The sequence below is a fragment of the Mycolicibacter sp. MU0083 genome (genome assembly GCF_963378075.1).
Lineage (GTDB): Bacteria > Actinomycetota > Actinomycetes > Mycobacteriales > Mycobacteriaceae > Mycobacterium > Mycobacterium kokjensenii.
Window position 1 is genome coordinate 1,891,179 of the sequence record NZ_OY726394.1, and the last position, 23,988, is coordinate 1,915,166.

23 protein-coding genes and 1 tRNA gene are annotated in these 23,988 nt (G+C 64.9%); 14 read left to right on the forward strand and 10 right to left on the reverse strand.

The genetic code is table 11. From position 1 onward, the window contains the following. Positions 1-6 precede the first annotated feature (6 nt). From scpB to der, 4 genes are read left to right on the forward strand one after another with little or no spacing between them, the layout of a single operon-like run. On the forward strand, positions 7-771 hold the full coding sequence (scpB, locus tag RCP38_RS08700; protein ID WP_308476759.1) for an SMC-Scp complex subunit ScpB: 765 nt from the start codon (positions 7-9) through the stop codon (positions 769-771). Continuing rightward, positions 771-1,526, forward strand: coding sequence for a pseudouridine synthase (locus RCP38_RS08705; RefSeq protein WP_308476761.1), 756 nt, complete (start codon positions 771-773; stop codon positions 1,524-1,526). Before scpB ends, RCP38_RS08705 begins: the two co-directional genes overlap by 1 nt. Continuing rightward, complete coding sequence (gene cmk, locus RCP38_RS08710) at positions 1,523-2,212, forward strand: (d)CMP kinase (RefSeq protein WP_308476763.1); 690 nt, start codon at positions 1,523-1,525, stop codon at positions 2,210-2,212. The genes RCP38_RS08705 and cmk overlap by 4 nt, the downstream gene beginning before the upstream one ends. Further along, on the forward strand, positions 2,209-3,609 hold the full coding sequence (gene der / locus RCP38_RS08715) for a ribosome biogenesis GTPase Der (protein WP_308476765.1): 1,401 nt from the start codon (positions 2,209-2,211) through the stop codon (positions 3,607-3,609). The genes cmk and der overlap by 4 nt, the downstream gene beginning before the upstream one ends. A 21-nt stretch (positions 3,610-3,630) precedes the next feature. On the opposite strand, the gene RCP38_RS08720 is transcribed toward der, so the two are convergent. Further along, on the reverse strand, positions 3,631-4,065 hold the full coding sequence (locus RCP38_RS08720; protein ID WP_308476767.1) for a hypothetical protein: 435 nt from the start codon (positions 4,063-4,065) through the stop codon (positions 3,631-3,633). Between the two features lie 61 nt (positions 4,066-4,126). Here RCP38_RS08720 and RCP38_RS08725 point away from each other — a divergent pair, with 61 nt between their 5' ends. Beyond that, on the forward strand, positions 4,127-4,909 hold the full coding sequence (locus RCP38_RS08725; RefSeq protein WP_308476769.1) for a sulfite exporter TauE/SafE family protein: 783 nt from the start codon (positions 4,127-4,129) through the stop codon (positions 4,907-4,909). Between the two features lie 7 nt (positions 4,910-4,916). Here RCP38_RS08725 and RCP38_RS08730 read toward each other — a convergent pair whose 3' ends face one another. After that, positions 4,917-6,554, reverse strand: a complete 1,638-nt coding sequence (locus RCP38_RS08730) for a patatin-like phospholipase family protein (protein ID WP_308476771.1) — start codon at positions 6,552-6,554, stop codon at positions 4,917-4,919. A gap of 208 nt (positions 6,555-6,762) precedes the next feature. On the opposite strand from RCP38_RS08730, the gene RCP38_RS08735 reads away from it, so the two are divergent. Beyond that, a tRNA-Pro gene (locus RCP38_RS08735) sits at positions 6,763-6,836 on the forward strand. An 85-nt stretch (positions 6,837-6,921) separates the two neighbouring features. Here the strand turns inward: RCP38_RS08735 and RCP38_RS08740 are convergent. After that, the gene (locus tag RCP38_RS08740; RefSeq protein ID WP_308477137.1) at positions 6,922-7,164 is read right to left on the reverse strand and encodes a tyrosine-type recombinase/integrase; all 243 of its coding nucleotides are present in this window, start codon (positions 7,162-7,164) and stop codon (positions 6,922-6,924) included. Between the two features lie 86 nt (positions 7,165-7,250). Here RCP38_RS08740 and RCP38_RS08745 point away from each other — a divergent pair, with 86 nt between their 5' ends. Further along, complete coding sequence (locus RCP38_RS08745; RefSeq protein ID WP_308476772.1) at positions 7,251-7,724, forward strand: hypothetical protein; 474 nt, start codon at positions 7,251-7,253, stop codon at positions 7,722-7,724. A gap of 1,035 nt (positions 7,725-8,759) precedes the next feature. Here the strand turns inward: RCP38_RS08745 and RCP38_RS08750 are convergent. The 4 genes from RCP38_RS08750 to RCP38_RS08765 form a co-directional block, all read right to left on the reverse strand. Further along, the gene (locus tag RCP38_RS08750; protein ID WP_308476773.1) at positions 8,760-11,975 is read right to left on the reverse strand and encodes a P-loop NTPase family protein; all 3,216 of its coding nucleotides are present in this window, start codon (positions 11,973-11,975) and stop codon (positions 8,760-8,762) included. A 486-nt stretch (positions 11,976-12,461) separates the two neighbouring features. Further along, a complete protein-coding gene (locus RCP38_RS08755; RefSeq protein WP_308476774.1) occupies positions 12,462-13,247 on the reverse strand; it encodes a DNA methyltransferase in 786 nt (261 codons plus the stop codon). 81 nt (positions 13,248-13,328) lie between these two features. Beyond that, positions 13,329-13,946: a class I SAM-dependent methyltransferase gene (locus RCP38_RS08760; protein ID WP_308476775.1), complete on the reverse strand. Its 618-nt coding sequence runs from the start codon at positions 13,944-13,946 to the stop codon at positions 13,329-13,331. A gap of 61 nt (positions 13,947-14,007) precedes the next feature. Next, the gene (locus tag RCP38_RS08765) at positions 14,008-14,238 is read right to left on the reverse strand and encodes a hypothetical protein (protein ID WP_308476776.1); all 231 of its coding nucleotides are present in this window, start codon (positions 14,236-14,238) and stop codon (positions 14,008-14,010) included. An 80-nt stretch (positions 14,239-14,318) separates the two neighbouring features. On the opposite strand from RCP38_RS08765, the gene RCP38_RS08770 reads away from it, so the two are divergent. The 4 genes from RCP38_RS08770 (at position 14,319) to RCP38_RS08785 (ending at position 17,401) form a co-directional block, all read left to right on the forward strand. Continuing rightward, on the forward strand, positions 14,319-14,987 hold the full coding sequence (locus RCP38_RS08770; protein ID WP_308476777.1) for a class I SAM-dependent methyltransferase: 669 nt from the start codon (positions 14,319-14,321) through the stop codon (positions 14,985-14,987). Positions 14,988-15,120: 133 nt separating this feature from the next. Next, positions 15,121-15,450 carry a WXG100 family type VII secretion target gene (locus tag RCP38_RS08775; RefSeq protein WP_308476778.1) on the forward strand — a complete coding sequence of 110 codons (330 nt, stop codon included), beginning with the start codon at positions 15,121-15,123 and terminating at the stop codon, positions 15,448-15,450. Positions 15,451-15,453: 3 nt separating this feature from the next. Beyond that, positions 15,454-16,731 carry a C40 family peptidase gene (locus RCP38_RS08780; protein ID WP_308476779.1) on the forward strand — a complete coding sequence of 426 codons (1,278 nt, stop codon included), beginning with the start codon at positions 15,454-15,456 and terminating at the stop codon, positions 16,729-16,731. 34 nt (positions 16,732-16,765) lie between these two features. Further along, complete coding sequence (locus tag RCP38_RS08785) at positions 16,766-17,401, forward strand: sensor domain-containing protein (protein ID WP_308476780.1); 636 nt, start codon at positions 16,766-16,768, stop codon at positions 17,399-17,401. A gap of 34 nt (positions 17,402-17,435) precedes the next feature. On the opposite strand, the gene RCP38_RS08790 is transcribed toward RCP38_RS08785, so the two are convergent. Then, positions 17,436-18,488 (reverse strand): DnaB-like helicase C-terminal domain-containing protein, encoded by a 1,053-nt coding sequence (locus RCP38_RS08790; RefSeq protein WP_308476781.1) that lies wholly within the window; start codon positions 18,486-18,488, stop codon positions 17,436-17,438. On the opposite strand from RCP38_RS08790, the gene RCP38_RS08795 reads away from it, so the two are divergent. Then, positions 18,487-19,068, forward strand: coding sequence for a chymotrypsin family serine protease (locus RCP38_RS08795; RefSeq protein ID WP_308476782.1), 582 nt, complete (start codon positions 18,487-18,489; stop codon positions 19,066-19,068). The two genes, RCP38_RS08790 and RCP38_RS08795, sit on opposite strands and share 2 nt — an antisense overlap. Before the next feature lie 30 nt (positions 19,069-19,098). Then, positions 19,099-19,806 carry an exonuclease domain-containing protein gene (locus RCP38_RS08800; RefSeq protein WP_308476783.1) on the forward strand — a complete coding sequence of 236 codons (708 nt, stop codon included), beginning with the start codon at positions 19,099-19,101 and terminating at the stop codon, positions 19,804-19,806. A 31-nt stretch (positions 19,807-19,837) separates the two neighbouring features. Here the strand turns inward: RCP38_RS08800 and RCP38_RS08805 are convergent, their stop codons facing one another. Continuing rightward, positions 19,838-20,770 carry an ARPP-1 family domain-containing protein gene (locus RCP38_RS08805; RefSeq protein ID WP_308476784.1) on the reverse strand — a complete coding sequence of 311 codons (933 nt, stop codon included), beginning with the start codon at positions 20,768-20,770 and terminating at the stop codon, positions 19,838-19,840. 114 nt (positions 20,771-20,884) lie between these two features. On the opposite strand from RCP38_RS08805, the gene RCP38_RS08810 reads away from it, so the two are divergent. Beyond that, complete coding sequence (locus RCP38_RS08810) at positions 20,885-21,691, forward strand: A1S_2505 family phage non-structural protein (RefSeq protein ID WP_308476785.1); 807 nt, start codon at positions 20,885-20,887, stop codon at positions 21,689-21,691. 8 nt (positions 21,692-21,699) lie between these two features. Here RCP38_RS08810 and RCP38_RS08815 read toward each other — a convergent pair whose 3' ends face one another. Next, the gene (locus RCP38_RS08815) at positions 21,700-23,916 is read right to left on the reverse strand and encodes a molybdopterin-dependent oxidoreductase (RefSeq protein WP_308476786.1); all 2,217 of its coding nucleotides are present in this window, start codon (positions 23,914-23,916) and stop codon (positions 21,700-21,702) included. Positions 23,917-23,988: the final 72 nt, after the last annotated feature.

Here is a 23,988-nt window from a genome sequence, read left to right on the forward strand (position 1 = left end):
GAAGTGATGACTGACCCAACGCCCGACCCCGAGGTGCCGCAGGAGGCACCGGAGGACACCGCGGCGACCGATCCCGACACGACGGCGGAACCCGGCCCGTCGGGCTCCAACCTCGGTATCGACGTCGCCGTGGCCCCCGAACTCGAGGACTCCGAACTGGGGGCGGTGCTCGAGGCGCTGCTGCTGGTGGTGGACACCCCGGTGACCGTCGACGCGCTCGCCGCGGCCACCGACCAACCGGTGTACCGGATCACCGCGAAACTGCGGACGATGGCCGAGGAGTTCGCCGCCCGCGACAGCGGAATCGACCTGCGCGAGGCCGGCGGCGGCTGGCGGCTCTACACCCGAGCCCGGTTCGCGCCCTATGTGGAGCGACTGCTGCTCGACGGAGCCCGGTCCAAGCTGACCCGCGCCGCACTGGAGACCCTCGCGGTGGTCGCCTACCGCCAGCCGGTGACCCGGGCCCGGGTCAGCGCGGTGCGCGGCGTCAACGTCGACGCCGTCATCCGAACCCTGGTGGCGCGCGGACTGATCACCGAGGCGGGCGCCGATCCCGACACCGGTGCGGTGACGTTCGCCACCACCGAGCTGTTCTTGGAGCGGCTCGGACTGTCGTCACTGGCCGATCTTCCCGACATTGCCCCGCTGCTCCCGGATGTGGACGTGATCGACGATTTGAGTGAATCCCTTGACAGTGAACCGCGTTTCATGAAACTCGGTGGCGCACCGGCGGCCGATCAGCCGCTGGCCTTCGATGTGGATCACCTCTGATGGCGTGGCCGGACGAAGAACAGGACGGCGTGCGCCTGCAGAAGGTGCTGTCGCAGGCCGGCGTGGCCTCGCGCCGGGTCGCCGAGCGGATGATCCGCGACGGCCGCGTCGAGGTGGACGGCCGGGTGGTGACCGAATTGGGCACCCGGGTGGACCCCGACACCGCGGTGATCCGCGTCGACGGGGCGCGGGTCACCGTCGACGAGTCCCGGGTCTATCTGGCGCTGAACAAGCCCCGCGGTGTGCATTCGACGATGTCCGACGAACTCGGGCGGCCGTGTATCGGCGACTACGTCGAACATCGGGTTCGCGGTGACGCCAAGCTGTTTCACGTGGGCCGACTCGACGCCGACACCGAGGGACTGATGCTGCTGACCAACGACGGCGAGTTGGCGCACCGGCTGATGCATCCGTCGTACAAGATCCCCAAGACCTATGTCGCCACCGTGCTCGGGGCCGTCCCGCGCGGGTTGGGCAAGAAGCTGCGCGAGGGTGTCCAACTCGACGACGGTCCGGCCAAGGCCGACGATTTCGCCGTCGTCGACGCCGTCCCCGGCAGATCGCTGGTGCGGGTGACGCTGCACGAGGGGCGTAAGCGGATCGTGCGGCGGATGCTGGCCTCGGTCGGCTTCCCGGTGCAGGAGCTGGTCCGTACCGACATCGGCACGGTGGCCCTGGGCGAGCAGCGGGTCGGCAGCATTCGGGCGTTGACCCGCAAGGAGATCGGGGAACTCTACAAGGCAGTCGGGTTGTGAGCGCGGGCAGCGCGGCCGTCGTCGCGATCGACGGTCCGGCCGGAACCGGAAAGTCCACGGTCGCCAGGGGATTGGCGTCGCGGCTGGGGTCGCGCTACCTGGACACCGGCGCGATGTACCGGGTGGTCACGCTGGCGGTGCTGCGCGCCGGGGTGGCCCTCGATGACGCCGACGGAATCGCCGCGGTAGCCGACGGCGTCGAGTTGTCGGTGGAGTCCGGTCCCGACGGTGACCGTGCGTTCCTTGGCGGAGAAGATGTTTCGCGGGAGATCCGCGGCGACGAGGTGACCGGCGCGGTCTCGGCGGTGGCGGCGGTGGCCGCGGTCCGCTCCCGACTGGTGGCCCTGCAGCAAACGGCCGCCGGCAGCGGCGGTGTGGTGGTGGAAGGCCGCGACATCGGCACGGTGGTGCTGCCCGACGCCGACGTGAAGATCTTCCTGACGGCCTCGCCCGAGGTCCGCGCCCAGCGGCGCAACGAGCAGAACATCGCGGCCGGGCAGCGTGACGACTACGCCGGCGTGCTGGCCGACGTGCTACGCCGCGACGAGTTGGATTCCACGCGGGCGGTGTCGCCGCTGCGGCCCGCCGACGACGCGGTGATCGTGGACACCGGAGACATGAACCAGGAGCAGGTGATCGACCACCTGCGGAACCTGGTCGAACAGCATTGCGGGGCGATCCGATGAGTGACGGAACCTGGTACGACGAAAGCGACTGGGAGATCGGCGAGGAAGGCGGATTCGACGACCTCGTCGAAGACGCCGGCCCGCCGCCGGTCGTCGCCGTCGTCGGCCGTCCCAATGTCGGCAAATCCACTCTGGTCAACCGGATCCTGGGCCGCCGCGAAGCCGTCGTGCAGGACCTGCCCGGCGTCACCCGCGACCGGGTGTCCTACGACGCGCTGTGGACCGGACGCCGATTCGTGGTGCAGGACACCGGCGGTTGGGAACCCGACGCCAAGGGACTGCAGCAACTGGTGGCCGAGCAGGCCGCGGTGGCGATGCGCACCGCCGACGCGATCATCCTGGTGGTGGACGCGGTGGTGGGCGCCACTGCCGGCGACGAAGCCGCGGCACGGATTCTGCGCCGCTCCGGTAAGCCGGTGTTCCTGGCCGCCAACAAGGTCGACAGTGAGCGCGCCGAAGCCGACGCGGCGGCATTGTGGTCGCTGGGCCTGGGCGAGCCCCACATCGTCAGTGCACTGCACGGCCGCGGCGTGGCCGACCTGCTCGACGAGGTGATCGCGAAACTTCCCGAGGTGGCCGAAATCGCCGGCGGCGGAGGCGGTCCGCGTCGCGTCGCGTTGGTCGGAAAGCCCAACGTCGGCAAGAGTTCGCTGCTTAACCGGCTCTCCGGCGACGAGCGCTCGGTGGTGCACGACGTCGCCGGCACCACCGTCGACCCGGTCGACTCGCTGATCGAAATGGACGGCAAGGTCTGGCGGTTCGTCGACACCGCCGGGCTGCGCCGCAAGGTCGGGCAGGCCAGCGGACACGAGTTCTACGCCTCGGTGCGCACCCACGGGGCCATCGACGCCGCCGAAGTGGTGATCATCCTGGTGGATTCGTCGCAGCCGCTGACCGAACAGGACCAGCGGGTGTTGGCGATGGTCATCGAGGCGGGCCGCGCCCTGGTGCTGGCCTTCAACAAGTGGGACCTGGTCGACGAAGACCGGCGTTACCTGTTGGACAAGGAGATCGACCGCGATCTGCACCGGATCGCGTGGGCCCCCCGGGTCAACATCTCGGCCAAGACCGGTCGGGCCGTGCAGAAGCTGGTGCCCGCACTGGAGACCTCCCTGGCGTCGTGGGACCGGCGGATCTCCACCGGCCAGCTCAACACCTGGCTCAAGGAAGTCGTCTCGGCGACCCCGCCGCCGGCGCGCGGCGGGCGCATACCGCGCATCCTGTTCGCCACCCAGGCCGCGTCGCGGCCACCGACTTTCGTGTTGTTCACCACGGGTTTCCTGGAGGCCGGCTATCGGCGTTTCCTGGAGCGCCGGCTGCGTGAGACGTTCGGATTCGAGGGCAGCCCGATCCGGATCAACGTGCGTATGCGTGAGAAGCGCGGCCCCAAGCGCTGAGGCGCCGGCCCGCGGCCGAGATCAGCCGGCCTTGGTCAACCGGAAATCCCACTGGCCGACCACACCGCCGGCCGGCCCGCGCCCGCACTGCTCCAACGTGGCCGTGGTCCATTGACCGGTCAGGGTCGCCGCGTCGAAGCTGGCGGTCTTGGACACCGGCAGCGGGGTGTGATCGACCGGGCAGTCCATCGAGCCGCGGCCGCTGTACTCCCAGCGGTCGCCGTTGAGATGAAACTCCGCGTTCTGCAGCCAGCGCTCCCCGTCGACGGTGACGCAGGTCGGCCCGCATGGGGTGAACGTCCAGGTCGAGGTCCGCTGCGACGGCCCGTGCTCGGCGGTGAAGGTGTACGGACCCGACGGCACCTCGGGGTCGGCCTGGGCCGCCGGAGCCGTCCCCAGAGCCACCAGCGCCGCACCGGCGGCACCGACGAGCAGCCTTCCCGAAATGCCGACCATCGCACCAACCCTTCAACTCAGCTGTCCTGATCGTTTGCAGTACCAGCGTAGGGTGCTGCAAATGCCGGTTTCACAGATGGTGTTGATCGTTCTGGCCGGGGTGGGGGCGGGCGCGATCAACTCCCTGGTCGGCTCGGGCACGCTGATCACCTTTCCGACCCTGGTGACGTTGGGCTTTGCGCCGCTGACCGCGACCATCTCCAACGCGATCGGCCTGGTGGCCGGGGGAATCTCGGGGACCTGGGCCTATCGGCGTGAGCTGCGCGGCCAGTGGGAGCGGCTGCGCTGGCAGATTCCCGGCTCGGTCCTGGGCGCGATGCTGGGCGCCTACCTGTTGCTGCACCTGCCCGAGAGCGTCTTCAACCGGGTGGTGCCGGCGCTGCTGGTGGGGGCGCTGGTGTTGGTGGTGGTGGGGCCCAAGATTCAGGCCATCGCCCAGCGCCGCGCCGAGGAGTCCGGGCGATCGATGACGGGCCTGAGCCGAGGCCGGATGGTCGCATTGAGCCTGGGCACCTTCGGTGTCGCGGTCTACGGCGGGTATTTCTCTGCAGCGCAAGGCATTCTGCTGATCGGTGTGATGGGTGTGCTGCTGCCGGAATCGATGCAGCGGATGAACGCCGCCAAAGTGCTACTGGTGCTGCTGGTCAACGTGGTCGCCGCGCTGGCCTATATCGGAACCGCCTTCGACCGGATCAGTTGGGCCGCAGCCGGATTGATCGCTGTAGGTTCGCTGATCGGAGGATACCTGGGTGGCCATTACGGGCGCCGGTTGTCGCCGAATGCGCTGCGTGCGGTGATCCTGGTGGTCGGACTGATCGGGCTGTACCGGCTGCTGACCGTGTAGCGCCGCCTCAGGCGGTGCTCTGCCGGCGCCACCGCTCCCAGCGGGTACGCGGCGGCGGGACCGACGCCATCACCGCATCCATCGATGCCGCGTGCGGGTGCTCGGACCCGGTGACCTCGACGGCTTTGGGAGCCACCGTCGCCGGCTCGGTGCCCTCCCACCAGACGGGTTGCAGCAGTGCGGAGACCACCGGGATCGCATGCCCGACGCTGTTGCGTCCCCAGGTGCAGGCCCGGTCGATGGTGGCCGCCGACGGGGCCAGGTTGACCGGCGACAGGGTCGGGGAGAACCGCACCAGGTGATCGGCATAGGGCGCGTTGCGCACCATCTGCAACTGGATGGCCTGGGTGATCGGCACCAGCCACAGGTGTTTGGGATCCCACTGCGGGTGAAAGCAGTCGAAGGCGAGGTAGCAGGCGTTGCGGGTGCCCAGCCGGCCCGCCCGGATACGTTTCCACGCCAGCTCCAGCGGCACGTTGCTGGCTGCGCCGCCGTCCACCAGCGCGCCGACGTCGTTGTCGGCCAACAAGGCGTCGAACATCGGCTCCATGGCCGGGTCCTTGGTCTCGTGGTGCAGCACACCGGGGATCGCTGAGGAGAACGACGCCGCGTCGACGACGTTGACGTCGCGGTCGGGGTTGTCGCCGCCGATGACGATCGGGGTCACCATCCGCGGATCGATGAACGCGGCGGTCTGCCACAGCCGGGTCGCCAGTTGCGGGCCCAGACCGATCGGCAGGTAGGAGAAGGACCGCAACTGCAGGCCGGCTAGGCGCTGGTTGCGGTAGCGCGACGGCAGCGCGGCGAAGGGCTGCTTGCGCACCCCGGCGACCACCGCGTCGAACGGGATCGCCAGATCCGACATCCGCATGCGCTCGCCGTCGTCGCGGCGGAACATCGCATCGGCGAACTGGTCGAAGTTCAACGCGAACACGCCGCTGAGGCCGTGCTTGCGTTGTTGGCGCTCGGGTCCCAGGATGGCGCGGAACGACACCGTTTTGGCCCACTGGATGTATTCCTCGATGGGCACCGGCAGGGTGCGGCTGACCACCGAACTCAGGATCGACCCGAACGACGAGCCGATCAGGTAGTCCGGCACCGCCCCGGACTCCAGCAGTGCCTCCATCCCGCCGATGTAGACGAACCCGGCGCCACCGCCACCCCCGAGGACGGTCACCAGTTTCTTGTGGCCGACCTCGGCGTCGAGTTCGGCCAGGGAGAAGTCGTTGGCATGGCGCTCGGCCAGCTGCCGACGCTGGGCGTCCTGTTCGGCGGTCAGCACGCCCAGGGCGTCGCGGGCCGCGGTCAACGCCATCACCGGGTCGCGTTCGACGCGCAGTGGGCCGCGTAGCGCGTCGGCCACCTTGGCCCGCCACGGCGCCAGCTCCGCACCCACCGAGACGTCCCCGCGCCCGCGGGTTCCGCCCGGGCCCGCCGCGCCCGGCTCGAAGTCGTCGAGGCGGGCGAAGTTGAGCAGATAGCGCAGTTTGCGCAGCTGCTCGGCGGTCAACACGTCGGGATGGCGCAGAGAGTGCCGGATCAGCCGGTTCTCCATCTTCTGCAGCAGCAAGACGGTGTCACCGGTGTCGACGTCGACGACTTCGTCGGTGCTCTCGGGCCCGGGTCCGGGCTGCGGGGCGCTCATCGGGACACGCGCAGGGTCGGGGGCGCCGAACAGTGCTGTGACAGGGAAAGCTGCATCAGTGGGGATTCCTGAGGGTCGTGGCGCTGCCGAGGGGGGAAGGCAGGCTCGCGTGGCGAGCCTAACCCGTCAAGGTGTCCTCACGCCGATTCGGGACACCGCGGCGCGTGCGGTAGGCTTTCGACCTGCTGCCGGGTTACTCCGGCGGTGGCGGGCTGTGGCGCAGTTTGGTAGCGCACTTGACTGGGGGTCAAGTGGTCGCAGGTTCAAATCCTGTCAGCCCGACAGAGTTTTACCAGGTCAGGAGTGTTTTCTCGGCCGAGATAAACGATTCGTAGCGGTTGGTTTTCGGTTGGATAGCAACGTATGCCTAGAGGCTCGCTATCCTGATCCTGCTCGAGAGTCCATCTATGGCTGTCCGTGCGGCGGCGTCGCTGGTATGACCGTAGATTTCGCGGGTTATTGCGACGGATGAGTGGCCGAGAATGTCTGCGACCGCTTTGATATGCACACCCGATTCCAATAGCGCTACAGCGACTCCGTGCCTCAGAGTGCGCACGCCGATGTCATCGAGTCCTGCTTTGCGTGTGGCGATCGGGTCTGCTGCACGGATAGGTCAAGATGTCACCTATCCGTGCAGCAGACCCTGGCGATAGGGTTCGGCCTGACTTGCTGTCCACACAACTGCGGGAGGAATCGATGGCATCCGAAGCAAAGCTCGGAACCCAAGCGATCGGTGCCGCTGGTGAACTGTTTGTGCAATACCGTTTGATCAAGCGAGGTATCGACAGCGCACGATTGACCACCGACTCCGGGATCGATCTCGCGATGTACGTGCCCGGAACGCGCATCGCGCAAACGGTGCAGGTGAAGGCGACACATAGGCCCTACTCTGTAGGCCCCAGCGGGCAGTTGCAGGTCGCGTGGCCATTCCCCGCTGACTGCAAAGCGGAGTGGCTTGCTGTCGTCGATCTGTCTCGTGATCGCGCATGGATGTTGCCCATCGATGAAGCGCTGGAGCGGTCACGCCCGGCTTCGCCTGGCGTTCAACTGTATTGGAATCTCGAAGAACCCCGTGGCCGCGTGGTGGGTGTCGAAGCAGACTTCGCCCAGTACGAACTCGACAGGGTAATGGACCGCTTGCTGGCGGGTCAGACACCCGAATTGCCCTAGTCACCGTCACGAGTCAGGAACCCGCGGCAGTCGCCGCGGCGGCGGACAGTTCGGTGTCGAACTGGGGCAGCTCAGGGGAGGAGGCAGCGGCGATGGCGGCGCTGATCGTGGCGGCGACGGGGAGCACGGTTCGATTGTGCGCCGGGGTGAGTGACGGTGGGGGCCGGTCGGGGTGCCCGCGCGTCTAAACCAACATGAGTGAGCCCGAGGTCGACCTGCCAGCGTGGGTGGTGGAGTATTTCGCGTCGGAGCGGCGCTGGTGGCGGTTGCTGCGGGAGACCGGCGAGGTCAGCGCAGAAGGATGCGGCGGGGGTTGGTGGATAGCTCGTCCGGGAGGCAAAGAACGAGGTCAGCGGCGTGTATAGATGTGGAACCTGTCGGCCGCTAGCGCTCGTCTCTGAATAGGAGGGTGGACGTAAATTTGAGCGGCCACTCACCCGGGAGGACTTGCAGTCACCCCACCCTCCGATCTATCCCGGGGTTTTGCAGAAGGAGAGTGGCATGGCCACCGATGAAATCGCCCACGTCGCCATTGAGCGGTACGACTTGGACTTCATTCATCTTTGGGGTGACTGGTCCCGGTGCCGCGTCTGCTACCAGCCCGTGTGACTCGGTGAGCCGGAACGGTTCGGCTCGAAGCTGGCCACGAGGATGGATGGTTCTACTGAGCCGAGCCGGGAGCCCGAGTTCCCCCGCGAGTTCGCCCGGTGCACCTGTGGCACTCCGTCATACGATCCCGACGACCACGCCAACGGATGCCCGCTTAGCGGAACACCGCCACTCGCGAGCAGTGACCCGAGCCGGTTCTCGTCGGGTTACCTCTGCGCCGGCGTCGCCGTTCCTTACCTGACAGACGCGGCGGTGCCGGGCCCGTTGCGCTCCGTCGGCCTATCTCCCCGACGTGGGCCCGGCACCACCCCCCCCACCCCGTTTTTCTTGAGGGGGGGTCCTGACTGCCGCGGCGGTAGTCAGAATTTTTTCGAGCGCTGCGAAAAATACATGAGTAATTGCGTCGAGCAGAGATCCAAGGGTTTGTTAACGGCCCCTCACTTGGCTCTCTCGGAACCGCAGCCGCGCAGCCTCCACCCGCGGCAGATAATGCTCCAAGCCGGCTTTGCCCACCGCAGCAATGGGTGGTTCGCTCGATTGCGCTAGACCGCGCATACGGTCAACATAACCCTCCAATCGCTCGTGATCTTCGCCCCAATGGGTACCAAGTTCTACCTTCGCAGCAATCGTCAGTGGGTCGGCCCCCCGAGGAACGAGTATGCGAGCCAGGGCTTCGATCGGTGCCGGTGCGCCTGGCCTATTGAATGTGGATTCCACCTGGTCAGTGTTAATCAGATCGGCGTCGAGCAAGCTTTCAAGCCAGTCCGTATCGTTGCCGCGCAGCACCGCGAGTACGTGGTTTCTCTCCCTCGTGCCCGGTTCGCACTTGACAAGCAAACGCGTCTTGGCGTCGGCGGTGAGCATCGGCGCCGTATGTTCGAACGGGCGCAGAGCCTTATGAAGATTCTCGCCGGGAGTCGTAGTGATAGCCTTGGCAAGCAAATGTTCGTAGATGTCGGGAGCGCACGCGATGAGTCGATCGAAGAAATATGTCGAATCCCGCCCATGAATTGGAATTGGCAACGTCAGGTCTTTCAGCGCGTCAACAACTAAGGCCACGGTGTCGCCGGGGAGGTTGGATCCCAACTCGCCGTCCGTGCTGACAAGAATTGTCGCAGCCGCACTTGCGCGAACCCCGGAATCGGTATGCCGAAGGAGGCGGTCGGCAACTGGCGCAGGAACAACCACGTTGGCTACGTCTTCTGGCGTTAGTTGGTCAGCGATTTGGCCGAGATACCGTTCTGCCAAGGCCGTCGTCAGTACGTACTGCACGACATGAGGCCTAGTGTCTCCGTCGTCGAGCAATGCCGATAGGGCAGTCTCATCGATATCCGATTGGTTGAGGGTTGGGGCGACGAGGGGCCCAGCTTCGGGGAACATCCCATTGTCCTTCGCGAACAACAGCAGAGGGAGAAAGTCCGTGTCTACATCTGCGACCAATCGGAAGATCGTATGAAGGGGATTGGTTAGCGGTTGATCCCAGTCGTTCATGTGAGGTCGAAGCGCCGCAAGACGACTAAAGAACTCCAAGGGTTGGGTCATGCCTTGACGCACCTGTTCGCGGAGGGTGTTTTCGAAGCGTTCCCTCCGTTCATGCCAGTCTTCTTCTTCAGATACAAAGAAGACCGCCGCAACCAGAGGATCGGGTTCCGGGAACTCCCGATCAATAGCGTCTGAATGCTTTCTGACGCTAGCTCTCAGGCCCGGAAAATCGTCGGAATGCGCGATTATATAATCGGCCATATCTGCGGCGACAATCTTCGCTTCTGAGATCTGATCTGCCGAGATCTCTTTACCAAAGACAGGGTTGAATCCTCGCGCAATCTGTACCCAGGGTTTAAAGAGACTGGTCAGGGCAGACAGTTCGTCGTGACCCGGCTCTGTCACCAGTGAGATGAACGAAGTCCATACTTTATCTCTAAACTGCCGCATCGATTCGGGAGGTAGTACGACCGATATCAATCTTAGTAGTCGATTATCCTCGGGGCTGAGACTGTTCGCCTCGAAAGCGGGGCGTAGTAGTTCGTTAACAAGCATCGTCAGGGTGTCAGTTTTATGTGACGAAGATGAAGCTGCAAACCACGCCACGGCTGCGTCCCAGATCCGGAATAACGGCCCCAAGTTGATCGAGCCATCAGGGATATGGGCATTGCGGATGCCGTTAATGATATTAGAGAGAAATAGCTGCACGAGCGGGGGCTTATCGATGGCAGCAGCGAAATCAAGAAAGCTGCCAACGACGGCTACATTATGCGTATCGCGGATTGCGTCCGCTACGAAGATAGCAAGACGCTCTAATGTCGCCTTGCGTTGATAGTCACTTTCATTGGGCGCTATTTCGCTAAACTCCCCTATAGACCTCTGCAGGATCTCCTGAGTTTCTTCCGCGCCGAGATGTAGATAGTAGCGGTAGACGTCAGAATCGACTCCGATTGCGCCTTGCTCCACTAGTGCGTTGAAAAAGAAGCGAGCAAGAGGATAGGCACCCTGTTCGCCCAGGAGTGCTGCGCTGATGCAATGGACAGCTATGGACGTCCGCTTTGCCGGCCACGACTCGAAGAGCTCAGCTACAGGCAACATAGCTGGCCCCGAACCGAAGAACGCGTCTATGACGATGCTCGTCGCAAGGATCTGAGGAGCTACGCCATACACATTTTCCTGACTCCCATGTTGGGTCCACTGCTGTCGAACATCGAGAAGGCCGCCGACTGCTAGGTCGTCGATCAGGTGCACTACGGTCAATCGAGCAACACCTAATTGTCCTGCCAGCGTGCTTATCTCGCTCTCAGCAAGTGAGCCCAGGACTGCGATCGCAGCGAGCACGTCTTTCGCCTCTTTGGAGAGGCCGGAGCGTGTCAGGTACTGCGAAACCTCGCCGCGTATGGCTTCGCCAGTATGAACCTGACGCCACTCGACATCGTCCTTCAATAGGTCAGTCAGGCGCGCCGCCCACGCTGGCCGACCTTGCGCTTGGTCAAGAATCCGCGCAATGATCGACTCGCGACTTATACCTGCGTTCCGGACGACTGCACCAATATCTTGCCGAATTAGCGGCAAGATCTGCATTTCAGCAGCCGCAGGAATATGGACCTTTAGTTCTTCGAGCTGGTGCGGCCAACAGACCGCAACTATTCGGAATGCAAGACTTTCCTGGCGACGGATTAGTTGAAGATTCTCCAGGGCATCGGTCCGACGTAACGTGTCGTCGATAACAAGGATGCCGGGCTGCGTCGCTAGGATGTCATCCATCAGCCTCTCGACAGACGGGTTTCCGTCAACGAAGTACAGTCCCGGAACGCTTTCAAGTAGTGCCGATTTGCCGACGCCTGGAACACCGTACAGAAGCAAGTCGTCGGGCGAATTGTTTATGTCTTCAAGTTCGTCCGCACGGCCAATAAGGTCAAAATTGCGTGCCTTGATGTCACCGCGTATGGAGTACTTGGAAAGTGAGAACGGACCGCCAGGAAGGCCGAGGAGCTTCTCTCGCCACTCGCCATTCTGCCGGAGGCGGTCCGCGAAGAATGCACGGTCGACAACCGCTTCGAGAGTGTAACCTTTCTCAGAAGCTAGCTTCTCTAGTTTTTTCCGCTTATCTTGGTTCAGTTCCGCAAGGCTAACGGATATGATTTTTGTTCCAGTCATACCGTGCGTTTGCAGCGATGCTATGGCGCCGCGCAAGTTTTCTCTTGCGCCTTCGTACGTCCGCGAGGACGTTACCGCCATTCGAACGGGTGGCACTCCCGCTGGCTCGAGCGAATCGGCATCGCGCCCGCTGTCGGATCCGCCCCTGACGGGGACTAGGTTGGGATACCGATCTTGAAGTAGATCAGTGGCACATTCTTCAAAGACGTCTGGGTTGATCTTTGCGCGGGAGTTGTCGAGTGCCGCGGCGATCCGGTCGATTAGGTTCATTGTTGCCTTATCCGATGTGTGACTTTGGAGCATTGTATGGATTGCGCGGCACGATGCTGCACGTCGGAAAGTGGTGTGTCTTCGGTGCTGCAGCTGGTGCCCTGAGTCGTCAATTCGTCAGATCCAAGTCCTCGACGGCACGCCTTCGATGATGCTCGGCGCCCAGTGCCCGATGGTCGCCGCACTCGTCCAAACGAGGGGCAAAGCGCGACGCGCTCATCCGTGCTGAGGCACCGGAGTCCGCTCGAACACCAGCAATGCGTCGTCGATCAGATCGTGCGGGTACCGATCCCACCGCACCTTCGTCAGGCCCGCCGGGGTGAGGTGTTGTTCGAGAACGTGTGCGCAGTCGGCGATCAAATGTGTCGTACAGCCCATGTGGTGGATATCTGCCACGTTCCATACGGCGAAACCGCCGGGCGCCAGCAGACGCGCGCACTGAGCCGCAACCGTGCCGAGTTGGGCCAGGTAGCGGCCGTAGCCAATGTCGAATTCCCGATAGCCCGTGAGCGGATCAGCATCCTGATGCTCCCGGGTCATGTAGGGCGGAGAGGTGACGATAAGGGCGACACCGGCGTCGGGTACCTGCCATCCGCTCTCGCGTATCACGGTGATGAGTTCCCGCGCATCGCCTTGGAGAACGCGAGCACGGGGCACCCGCTTTTGCACGTAATCCACACGCTCAGAAAGCAATTCGATACCGAGTGCTTTCCGCCCGAGTGCGACGGCGCGATCAAGCGTGGTGCCGAACCCGGCGAATGGGTCGAATACCAAGTCGCCCGGCTCGCTGCACCGTTCGATCACATGATCCACAACGGCCGGAAGCATGTGCACATCTTCATCCGCACCCGGCGGACGTTCAGCCAAAAACGCGTCATGCGTGGCGAATAGTTCGAAATCCAGCGGGGACGTGATGGCTGCACCGGTTGGCGGCTTATCCAGCGGCAGAGGATTTTCCGCATCGACGAACCGTGCAGGCTGGCTGAAAGTGCTAGTCGGCAATGTCGTGACTTTCCAGGAAATCGTCGGGAAGAGGCGCCGTCAATCGCCCGACCAGCGCGTAGTAGAACAGCTTTCGGCCTTTCATTGAGAGCTGATTCCGGTGTAGTTCGAGGTGATAGACATCGAAGTATTTCGAAAAAACGAGGGCCTGCACCAGACGGGGGAACCCGGTCCGGTCGTCGATATCCAGAAATGAATGCTTGATGTTGCACGCGAGCCAACCGCCCGGCTTGATGAGCCAGATCGCATCGAAAATGCGCGCACCGGAATGTCTCCGGAGCCCGGCGCTGCCACCCACGTCAGGCAATCGAAGTCCCGCTCCTTAAGCGCGTCGTGCAGGCGTCCGCCGATCCTGCCCAGGTCGACGCCGACTAACCGGGCCACGCCATGACGGGTGAGGGTCTCACCCATGATGCCGTTGCCGGCTCCCAGGTCCAGGATTCGCAACTCGGTCGGCGACTCCCGGTCGGTCTGTAACGCTCGCTCGAGCAGGTCCATCACCTCGCCCGGCGAATGACACCGCAACCGACTGTAGAAGGGCTCCTCGCAACGGCCTGGAATCTTATGGATTTCGGAATAGTCGTCAAACTGCAATATTTGCACGTCATCGTCGGTGGCGAACCCGAATTCAACCGAATCTTCGGTGGAGAATTCTGGATTATCGGGGGAGAATTTAACGCGATATGGTGGTGCGACCACACATTTAATTATACGCCACTGCGTAGTGTCGGTTGACTGCCTCCAGGGGAAAACTGGAGTTTCACGCGCGCGACCAGCGGGCAATCGACGTTTCGGCCACGCCGGGCGCGCCCGCCGCTGACTGACTGGCGTCCTGGCTGCTCGGCTCGTGGCGACGGTGGATTCCGGCGAGGAACAGCCCACCCGTCGCGACGGCGAACGGGATGATAGATCTCCATCCGTCGGCGTAGTCGTTGCTGGAGTCGGCGAACAAGGCGAACAGCACGCTGATGTAGAACGACAGCCACCTCAATGGCAGCAGCCGTCCGCAGTCTCGGGAAAGGCGCTGTGTCGTACATCGCGCTAAGGGGACACCTGGCTAGGTTGGTCATCGTGGTCAATGTCAGCCGGGTTTGGCAGCATCCCGCGTTCGTGAAGACCGTGGGCGCGTCGTATGACTGGGCGATGGGCCAGGAAGCGGTTGCGCGCCGGTTTGGGCGTCTTGTGATGGGTGCCGATGTTGAGCGCGTATACCGGGCGATGAGTGTGGTCGGGGAAATACCCGATGGCGCAGCGATTCTCGATGTACCGTGCGGTGGCGGGATTGCGATGCTCCGCATACGGCCCGATCAGGACATCAGGTACGTGGGTGTAGACGTTTCAGCACCGATGTTGCAGCGAGCCCAGCGGCGGATTCCGGCGCGACTCGGTGACCGGATCCATCTCATCAAGGCCAGTATCGAGGGTATGCCGTTCGATGACGGCGAGTTCGATTTGTGCGTGTGCTTCAACGGTTTGCACTGCGTGCCTGATCCGGCGGTCGCGGTGGCCGAGATCGCGCGGTGTCTGCGTCCCGGCGGCCGGGTGCTCGGTGAGTTCGCTGTCCGTGGCCAATTGCGACGGGCTGATGTGTACATGATCGCGCTTCGTGCTGTGGGTGCATTTGGACCGTCGGGTACGCGATCCGATGCTGAGCGGTGGTTCGTTGAGGCGGGTCTGGTGATCGATACATTGGAGTGCACCGGGGCAATCCTGCATTTCGACACCCACCGGCCTTCGTGACGGGATGGTCCGACGTGGTACCCCCTGGCGCGGAGCAGCGCGAGTTCCCGAGGCCGGTATGCCTAGCGTCCGCTCCGAGCCGCTGTTAACTTTTGTCTAGGGGCTCGGACGGGGAGGTGTGAGCGTGGCGGCGGTGCCGATCGATCCTGCGACGTTGTCGGTTCGCCCGGCGCTGCTGGACACCCACGCATCCCGCCTGGCCGACGCGACCGACGTGTCGGCGACGTTCTCCGCTCGGCACATCACCTACCTGGGGGAATGTGCCGCAGCGTGGGCGGGTGACTCCGCGGAGGCGTTGGCCGAGCTCGGCACGCACTGGCAATCGGCCGACGCGCAGGTGCACAGACGGGTCGGGGAGTTCGCTGTCGCGATGCGCGAGGGTGGCCGTCTCTATACCGCGATGGAAGAGCAGCACGCCCATGCTTTTACCGTGCTGGTTCCGCGGGCGCCGAGCGCGCAGTAGCCGATGACGATCACCACCGACGGTATCGAGAGGTGGAATCTGACGACGTTGGACACCGTCTTTGAGATCGCCACGGAACGGTCTGCGCGTAAGGCCGACTTCGGTGCGGCCCTCGATGCTGCCGGCAACGGACTCAAAGACTGGGAAGGCAAGGGCGGGGACGCTTTCCGCCAGGAACTCGGTAAGCACCGTGTCGACATCACCGATCAGCAGGTGGAGGCGACGGCGATCGCGAATGCCTTCACCTATGCGAGGTCCGAGGTTGCGGCCTGTAAAAACGAGTGGGGCACCGTCAAATCGATTGCGGCCGGCAATAACTGGTCGATCAGCCCGACCGGACAACTGAGCGGGCAGGTCACCGAACGCAACCGCGCTGACTTCGACACCCTGCAGCGTCGGCTGACCAAGCTGATGACGGAGGCGGATCGGACCGACCAGGACCTGGCCACCGCGATCCGTGCCGTCGTCGGTGACATCAAACTCACCCCCGACGGCCGCGAGCTGCCGCAATCACCGACCGATGAACAGGACACCGACGACCCGGTTCCGGGACCGAATGAGAAGCCCGGCGACCCCGGATACCCGGTGCCGCACGCGCCGGGCGATCCCGCCGACTATCCCAGTGAGTCCGGGTGGAAGAGCGACGCGCAGCCAATGGTCAACCCGCCCGGCTACCCACCGATGCCGCCGGGGGAGCAACGTGATCAGAACTGGTCGGACTATCTCAGCGGCAAGAACGCCGACGGCAGCATGCGGCCTGCGGGCGTACCGCCGGCGGCCTATCCACGTCCCGATTCGGTGCAGGACAAGGGACTCAAGATCGTCGGGGCCGCCGAAAACCAGCAGGGCACCCGGTACGTGTGGGGCGGCGGCAACCAGAACGGCACCACCAGTCCCGGAACCCGCGACGGCGGCCTTGGAGACCGGCGCCACGACTACGAACACACCGGCTTCGACTGCAGCGGCCTGTCGGAATACGCGATCTACCAGGCCACCGGCTACGACCCCGGTAAAGGGACCTGGACGCAGTTCCACAACTGGACGACTGACGGGGCCGGTCAAGTGCTGCAGACAGGGCAGACGCTCGACGCCTCGACGCTTAAGCCCGGCGACGTCATCTACTACGACGGAAGCTCCGGCGTCGCCGGACAACACGTCGCGATCTACATGGGCAACGGCGTGAGCGTCGAAACCAGCGAATCAGGGACCCCCGTGCACTCGCAGGCGGTGACGCCGTCGATGAGCGGCGGATCGGTACGAGTGGTGCGACCGAATCCGTGACACCGTCGTTATCGACCGACCCGCAAGGAGAACCATGAGACCGACGACCCTCGCCGCTGCGATCTTGATGGCGATGATGACGGCGAGTCTGACCGGCGCGGGGCCGGCCGGGGCCGATCCCGAGTCGGTGTTGTTGACGCGAGAGGAAGTCAACGCGATCGTCGCCCAACACGCTCCGCAGACCCCGCCGTTTGCCAACTTCGATCCCGTTCGTCGACAGCCCGATTCCGCGCCGGCGGATCTGCCGCTGCCGTGTGTCCAGGTGTTGCCGTTGTACTTCGGCGGCGGTGAGCCTCGGTTCGACGAATACGCGAGTGCGTGGACGGCGGGGGCGGGCAACACGTTCGTCAGTCAACTCGTGGCGCGGTATGCCAGTGTCGAGGCGGCCGCGACGAAGTTTGCGCAACTCGCGCATGAGATTCCGGCGTGCGCAGAGCTGCTGGGCCGTGACCGCAACGCGACGTTGGCCCTCTCGGTCGGTGACATCACGGCAGAATCGGCGCATTTCGGGCAGCGGCAGGCCGGCGCGAACAGTTCGCTTCCCAACCGCCACGACGTGGCTGTGCAGTACGAGTTGGTCGGTGCATCGATCATCGGGGTCTCCTCGTCGTTGCCCGCTGCCGTGGTCAGCGTTTTCGCGGGGAAGCTGCGTGCCCAGGTCGGTGGCTGAGGGGACTCAGGTACCTGCGCAGCATCACCGACGATCACGTCGTCCCGGGTTGCGGACCGATCGGGAAGTCGATGAATTTTCCTCGGGTGATCTGGTGCCCGACGGTGCACAGCTTCGGTGAGAATGAACCTTTGGCCAGGACGAAATCGACTTCTCCTGCGCGCGGTGTGCGACGGTCCCACCTGTCCGGACGGTAGAGCAGCAGGACGTTGTCGGCGGCGACTGCCGCGGGGCCGACCGCGGGAAGATGCTGGATCCACTGGTCCGGCTCCGTCCCCGTTCTGGCGTCCACCCCGAACGTCGTGGTGGCGATTATCGCTATGTTCTCATCCAGGGCAAGGCCTTTGAGGTGGCGGCAGAAGTCGATCATCACCGGCGAATGAGTCTTCGGTGATCGGGGGAAGGCGAGATCGTCGCCGACGACGCCCACCATGTTGAGGGAATCGACCACGATCAGATTCGCTCGCGGTTTGCTCGTCCACAGGTCCAGGGTGAGGTTGCGGAGGATGTCCCACGGTTTCCGGTCGTGGCCCCCCAGGATTCGCAGGCGTCCGCCGTACAGATCGCGACGGTTGTCGTCATAGGACTGGTCGGCCGGTGGAACGGTGATCGTCCTGATCCGAAGATCCAGTCGGTACACGGGGCAGTCGAGGGAGTGGATGTTGGCGGCACCGTCACCAAGGGTGACCAACTGTGTCGCAACATGTGTCGCCAGGGCGGTGACACCGGACCCGGTGTGACCGGCGATCACGGTCAACGATCCGGGCTGCAGTCCGCCGTCGAGCGCCGCGTCGATATCACGAAACCCGGTAGGTATGGGGCCGATCTGGCTACCCGGCTGATCGTCGTGGGGTGGGCACATGTGCGGGACCGTAACGGGCCGGTATGACAAGCCCCGACAAGCCGCGGCGGACCCGACTGCGCGGACCTGGCTACGGTGATTCAGGCTGGTCTCGACCGGACCTGCATCGACACCGGCCGACGGCGAACGGAGAGACACCGTGCAACTGACTCGTTGGTGGCCCCGGCTTGTCCTAGCGCTGATCGTTGCCGCAGGCCTGCTCACGGTTTCGCCGGCGGCGGCCATGGTGATTGTGGGAGGTGGGGCCGGCATCCTCGTCGACGGTGTCAACCACTGCACCTTGACCACCATCGGGCACGACCGGACCGGTGACGTGGTGGGTTTCACCTCGTCTCGGTGCGGCGGTCCCGGGGCGACCGTCGCACTCGAAGGTTCGGACACCACCGTGGGCACCGTGGTGGCCGCCAACGGCGGGCTGGGCTACGCGGTGATCCGATTCGATGCCCCTGATCTGCTCCCGGTGTCGGACTACGCCGGTGCGGCGATCCACGGCATCGGACCGGACCCGGTCGCCGATTCGTACGTGTGCAAGTGGGGACCCGCCACCCCCGGCATCTGCAACCACATCTGGCGCGACGGCTGGCCGGACGCGACGATGTACGGGCGATTCGAGGCCGGCGACGTGGGCGCCCCAATCACCATGGACGGTCGGCTGGCCGGCATGGCCTACCACGGAGACCTCCTCTGGCGCGGTAGGTACGCCCCGCCGATGTTCGTCACGTTCCTGACGAAATTCCGCGCGATCCTCGAGGACGTCAACGCCGGCGACGGGCCCGGTAGCGGCTTCGTGCCGATCGGCGGCTGACCTGTCGGCGCACGCTGTTAGCTTGCGACCATGACATGGACTGCGGGCCCGTTTCTGGCCTTAGACCTTGAGACCACCGGTACCGATCCCTGGGCCGATCGCATCGTCACCGCATCGCTCGTCGAAGTGACGGTGGGTGCGAAACCGGCCACCGCGTCCTGGCTGCTCAATCCCGGCATCCCGATTCCGGCAGGTGCCGAAGCCGTCCACGGCATCTCGACGGCGCAGGCGGTCGCACGGGGCGTCGCACCGGCAGATGCCTTGGCCGAAATCACCGCACGAGTCGCGGCATGGCTGGCCGCCGCCAAACCCGTCGTCGCGTTCAACGCCTCGTTCGATCTGACGATGCTCGAAGCCGAGAACGCGCGGCACGGCATCCCCACCCTCGTGCAACGACTGAGCGAGATTCGGCCCGTGATCGATCCACTCGTTCTTGACAAGGAGATGGATACCTATCGGCGCGGCAAACGGACCCTGCCCGTCTTGGCGGACCTCTACGGTGTCGCACTGGAACGCGCGCACTCATCAGACGCCGATGCGGTGGCCGCCGCCTTGCTGGTGCCCGAGCTCACCGCACGCTACCCGGCGTTGGGCGCCTATTCGCTCGATGAACTGCACGATGCGCAACAGCTCTGGCGTAAGGAGCACCAGCTCAGCCTGGCGAACTACTTCGAGCGTCAGGGCTATCTCGATGCCGTGCAGTCCATGCGCTACGGATGGCCGACCGAGTCGCGCTGACGGCCGGAGAACGTGCGGGCGTCGGCACCGACTATGCCTCCACCAGCAACGGGTGCCGCGGATCCCGGGCGGCTAGGTGGACGATCCGCCAGAACTCCCCGTCGATCGAGCGTTGCGGTTCCGGCAGTGCGATCCCGTTGAGGTGCAGGGAGTTCCGGGTCGCTACCAGAGCCGTGAACGTCGGGGAATCGCTATTTGCCGACAGGTGCGTCTGCTCGACCTTGACCGCGAAGTCACGGGCCCGTTGACCGGGTGTCGCCACCTCCGGGGCGTGCGCGGCATCGAAGTGGGCGGCTTCGACGATGCCGGTCCAACGCGTGGCCAACGCGGCGGGCGTGGCCAGCAGTTCCATTCCGAGCACCCGGCCGCCGACACCGATGATCACCCCGCGCTGGCCGTCCAGCGGTTCGGTCGGCAGCGGCCGTTCACCGCGCCGGCCCTGTTCGCGGGCGACCCGGTCGAGGTGGTCGGCGAACGAACTCGTCGCCGTCGCCGCGGTGGATTCGTAGCGTGCGGTGATGCCGTGCCAGATCGCGTGCTGGGCGCTCTCGCCGCGCCGGTAGGCGTGGTCCCGGGCCGCCCGCAGGGGAGCGGAGACACGTCGGCCGGCGGCCCGGTGGCCGCGGTCGCCGTGCCACCGCTTCTCTTCGACGCACAGCACCTCGACGGTGGACGACTCGCGCGGCCCGAGGATCGTCGAGCGCGCCACCATCCGGGTCTGCCAGCCGCCTTCGACCAGGTCGCCTTCGAGCAGTACGACGGGTGTGTCGCCGAGGTTCTGCGCGGCCAGGGAACTCACCTGCCCGCCGCCGTGTCGTTCGCCGATATCGAGAGCATCGAGATCCCAGGTGAGGCCGGGGGCCGCGCCGGCTTCAGCCCAGACCGGAAAGAGGGTCAAAGCCCCGTACTGGGTGCCTTTGCCCACGTGGAGGACGCAGACGGTCGGGTCGGTGGTGTGGTTCATCGCTCCCCCTATGCCAATGGCAATACTTAAACTATGCACAAAGCATAGATCGAAACGAGCATGTGGCGCAACCGTTACCTCGCCAGTGGCATAACGCCTGGTAATTTGGGGACCATGACGGAACGCGCCAAGCCCGACTCCCGCCGGGGTGACCATGCCGTCGGACAGAGGATCGCGGCCCGACGTAAAGAACTCGAATGGGACCGCAAACGACTTGCCGAAGAGGCGGGCGTCTCCTACCCCTACATCTCCCAGCTCGAGACCGGGTACCGCAACGCTTCATACCGCCAGCAAGTGGCCATCGCCACCGCGCTCGGCGTCAGCCTCGATGAACTCTTCGCGCCGGAAGAACTGCGGGACCAGGTACAGGTATCGGCTGTCACGCCCGAAGTCTCCGCTCCGAACCGCTCGGCGCTGAGCACGGCCGTCGCCCGTGCGGTAGCAGAGATCGAGTCCCTGCCGAGTGCGGTACGCCTGGATGCGCTCAATCAGATCCAGCTGAGCGTCGTGCGCGGTCTGACATCGACCCGCTTGATTGAACGCCTGGAACCCAACGAAGTGTTCGTCTTCGGCTCGAACAAGGACGGCATACACGACGGGGGAGCGGCACGGCAGGCCTACGAGAAATTCGGCGCGGAGTGGGGCGAAGGCCACGGCCATCACGGCCAGTCGTATGCCATCGACACCATGAGCGACTTTCCAACGCTCGCCGAGGAAGTGCAGACCTTCCTGGGCTATGCGCGTCGGCAGTCCCAACTCCGCTTCCTGGTCACCCCGATCGGTACCGGCGTCGCCGGCTACCGTGTCGGTCAGGTCGCACCGTTGTTCGCCGACGCGCCGGAGAACGTGCGGCTGCCCGCGGAGTTCACCGCGGTGCTCGACGACCTCAAGCAGCGCGAGGCCGGTAAAGGCGAGGCCTGAAACGCGCCCTATGCCTGCGCGGCAACCCCCGCATCGACCGCGGTGGAGGCGGCGACGGTCACCCAGGTGTTGTTGACCGCGGCCGTCCCGGTGAAGGTGTCCACCCGGCCCGGATCGTGCAGATCGTTCACATTGGCGCCGGGCAGTGAATCCGCGTGGCGCCACCCGGTCTTGCGGTGCCCCCAGCCGTGCGGCATCGAGACGGTGCCGGGCCGCATGTCATCGCTGATGTGCAGCGGAACCTCGACCTTGCCGACGTCGGAGGTCACCAGCACCATGTCGCCCTGGTCCAATCCCCGGAGCTTGGCATCGTCGGGGTGCATGTGCAGGGTGCACTGATTGGACCCGCTGGTCATCGACGGCACGTTGTGCAACCAGGAGTTGTTGCTGCGCAACAGGCGTCGCCCGATGAGCTGCAGGTCGTAGGCGCTGGTGGGCCCCGACGGCCGGTCCAGCAGCGCGGTCGCGGCGTCGACGAACTCGTCCGGCGCGAGCTGGACCTTGCGGTCGCGGGTGGCGATGATCTGGCGCAGCCGGGGCTGCAGCGGTCCGAGGTCGAGTCCGCCGATGCTGTCGCGCAGGCGTTTCATCGATATTCCCTTGCGCCCCTTTCGGATCCAACCGTACGGTCCGGAGCTCACGGCGAAAGCGGCCATCCGCAGCGGATTCATCGCCCCCAGTAGGGGTTTGCGCAGCGGCGTGATGATCTGCCGCAGCGGCGTGGGAAGCAGCTCCAGCATCAGCAGACTGAGGATCTCCCAGTCGTCCTTGGTGCCGGCCGGCGGTTCGAAGGAACGGTGCTGATAGCGGATGTTGTTGCGCACGGCGAAGACCGGCATCAACAATCCGACGTCTTCGCGTTCCAGCGGTGAGACCGGCGGCAGGATGTAGTCCGCATGGCGGGAGGTCTCGGTGATGTACATATCCACCGCCACATACAGATCCAGCGAAGCCATCGCCTCGTCCAGCCGGCCCTTCTGGGGGATCGACGAGACCGGATTGCCGGCAACGGTGATCATCGCCTTGATCTGGCCGTCGCCGTCGGTGAGGATCTCATCGGCCATGATGACCGCGGGTAGCTCACCGCGAAACGACTTGTAGCGGCCCGACCGGTCGGTCCACGCCCCGTGGCCCGCCGACATGTACTTGGCCAGCCGCGGCACGTCCATGACCGGGGTGGAGAACATCGCGCCGCCGGCGCGGTCCAGGTTTCCGGTGACCGCGTTGATCACCGTCACCAGCCAACTCACCAGCGTGCCGGTCTCCTGCTGGCAGACACCGATGCGGCAGTACAGCACCGCCGACTCCGCCGCGGCGTGGTCGCGCGCCAGGGTGTAGATCGTTTCCGGGTCGACGCCGGCGCGCTCGGCGACGGCTTCGGGGGTGGCGTCGGCGACCAACCGGCGCAGTTGTGGAAGCCCCACCGCCTGCCGGGCTATCGCCGCGGTGTCGCAGAGGTCTTCCTCGATCAGTACATGCAGCATGCCCAGCAACAGATACAGGTCTCCGCCGGGACGCACCGAGACGTATTCGTCGGCCAGTTTCGCCGTTTCGGTGCGCCGCGGGTCGATGACGACGACGGTTCCCCCGCGATCCTGGACTGCTTTGATGCGTCGCTTGGCGCCGGGCATGATCGAGATGGAGCTGTTGGACACCGCGGGGTTGGCGCCGATGATCACCAGACGCTGCGTCCGGTCGATATCGGTGATCGGGACCAACACGTTGGAGCCCAAGACCTTCCACGCCGCATACTCGTGCGGCATCTGGTCGATCGAGGATGCGGAGAAGAAGTTGGGGGTCTTCAGCGCTTCGCGCAGCAGCAGGCCGTAGATCGCCGCGGAACTGTGCGCCGACGGGTTGCCGAGATACATCCCGAAGGCTCGGCGGCCGTGCGCCTTGCGGATGCGGCGCAGTCGGGCGCCGATGTCGGCGAAGGCCTCATCCCATCCCACCGGCTCGAATCCGTCGCCGACCCGCCGCATCGGCGTCCGGAGCCTATCGGGGTCCTCGTGCAGACCCGCCAGGGCGGTCGCCTTCGGGCAGATGTATCCGTGGGAGAAGACGTCGTCGGGATTGCCCTGGATGCGACTGACCTTCCCGTCGGTCACCGTGACCTGGATGCCACAGTGCGACTCGCACAGCGTGCACTGGGTGTTGTGGGTCGTGCTCGCGCCCTCGGCCGTCGCGCCGCGCGTGCTCGGCAGGGGCAGGTCGGTCGTCGTCATGGGTGTCTCCGTCCTCGGCGATCATCGCGGATCATCGCGCCTCCGGTGTGCGCACCGATGAGAATTCTGGCA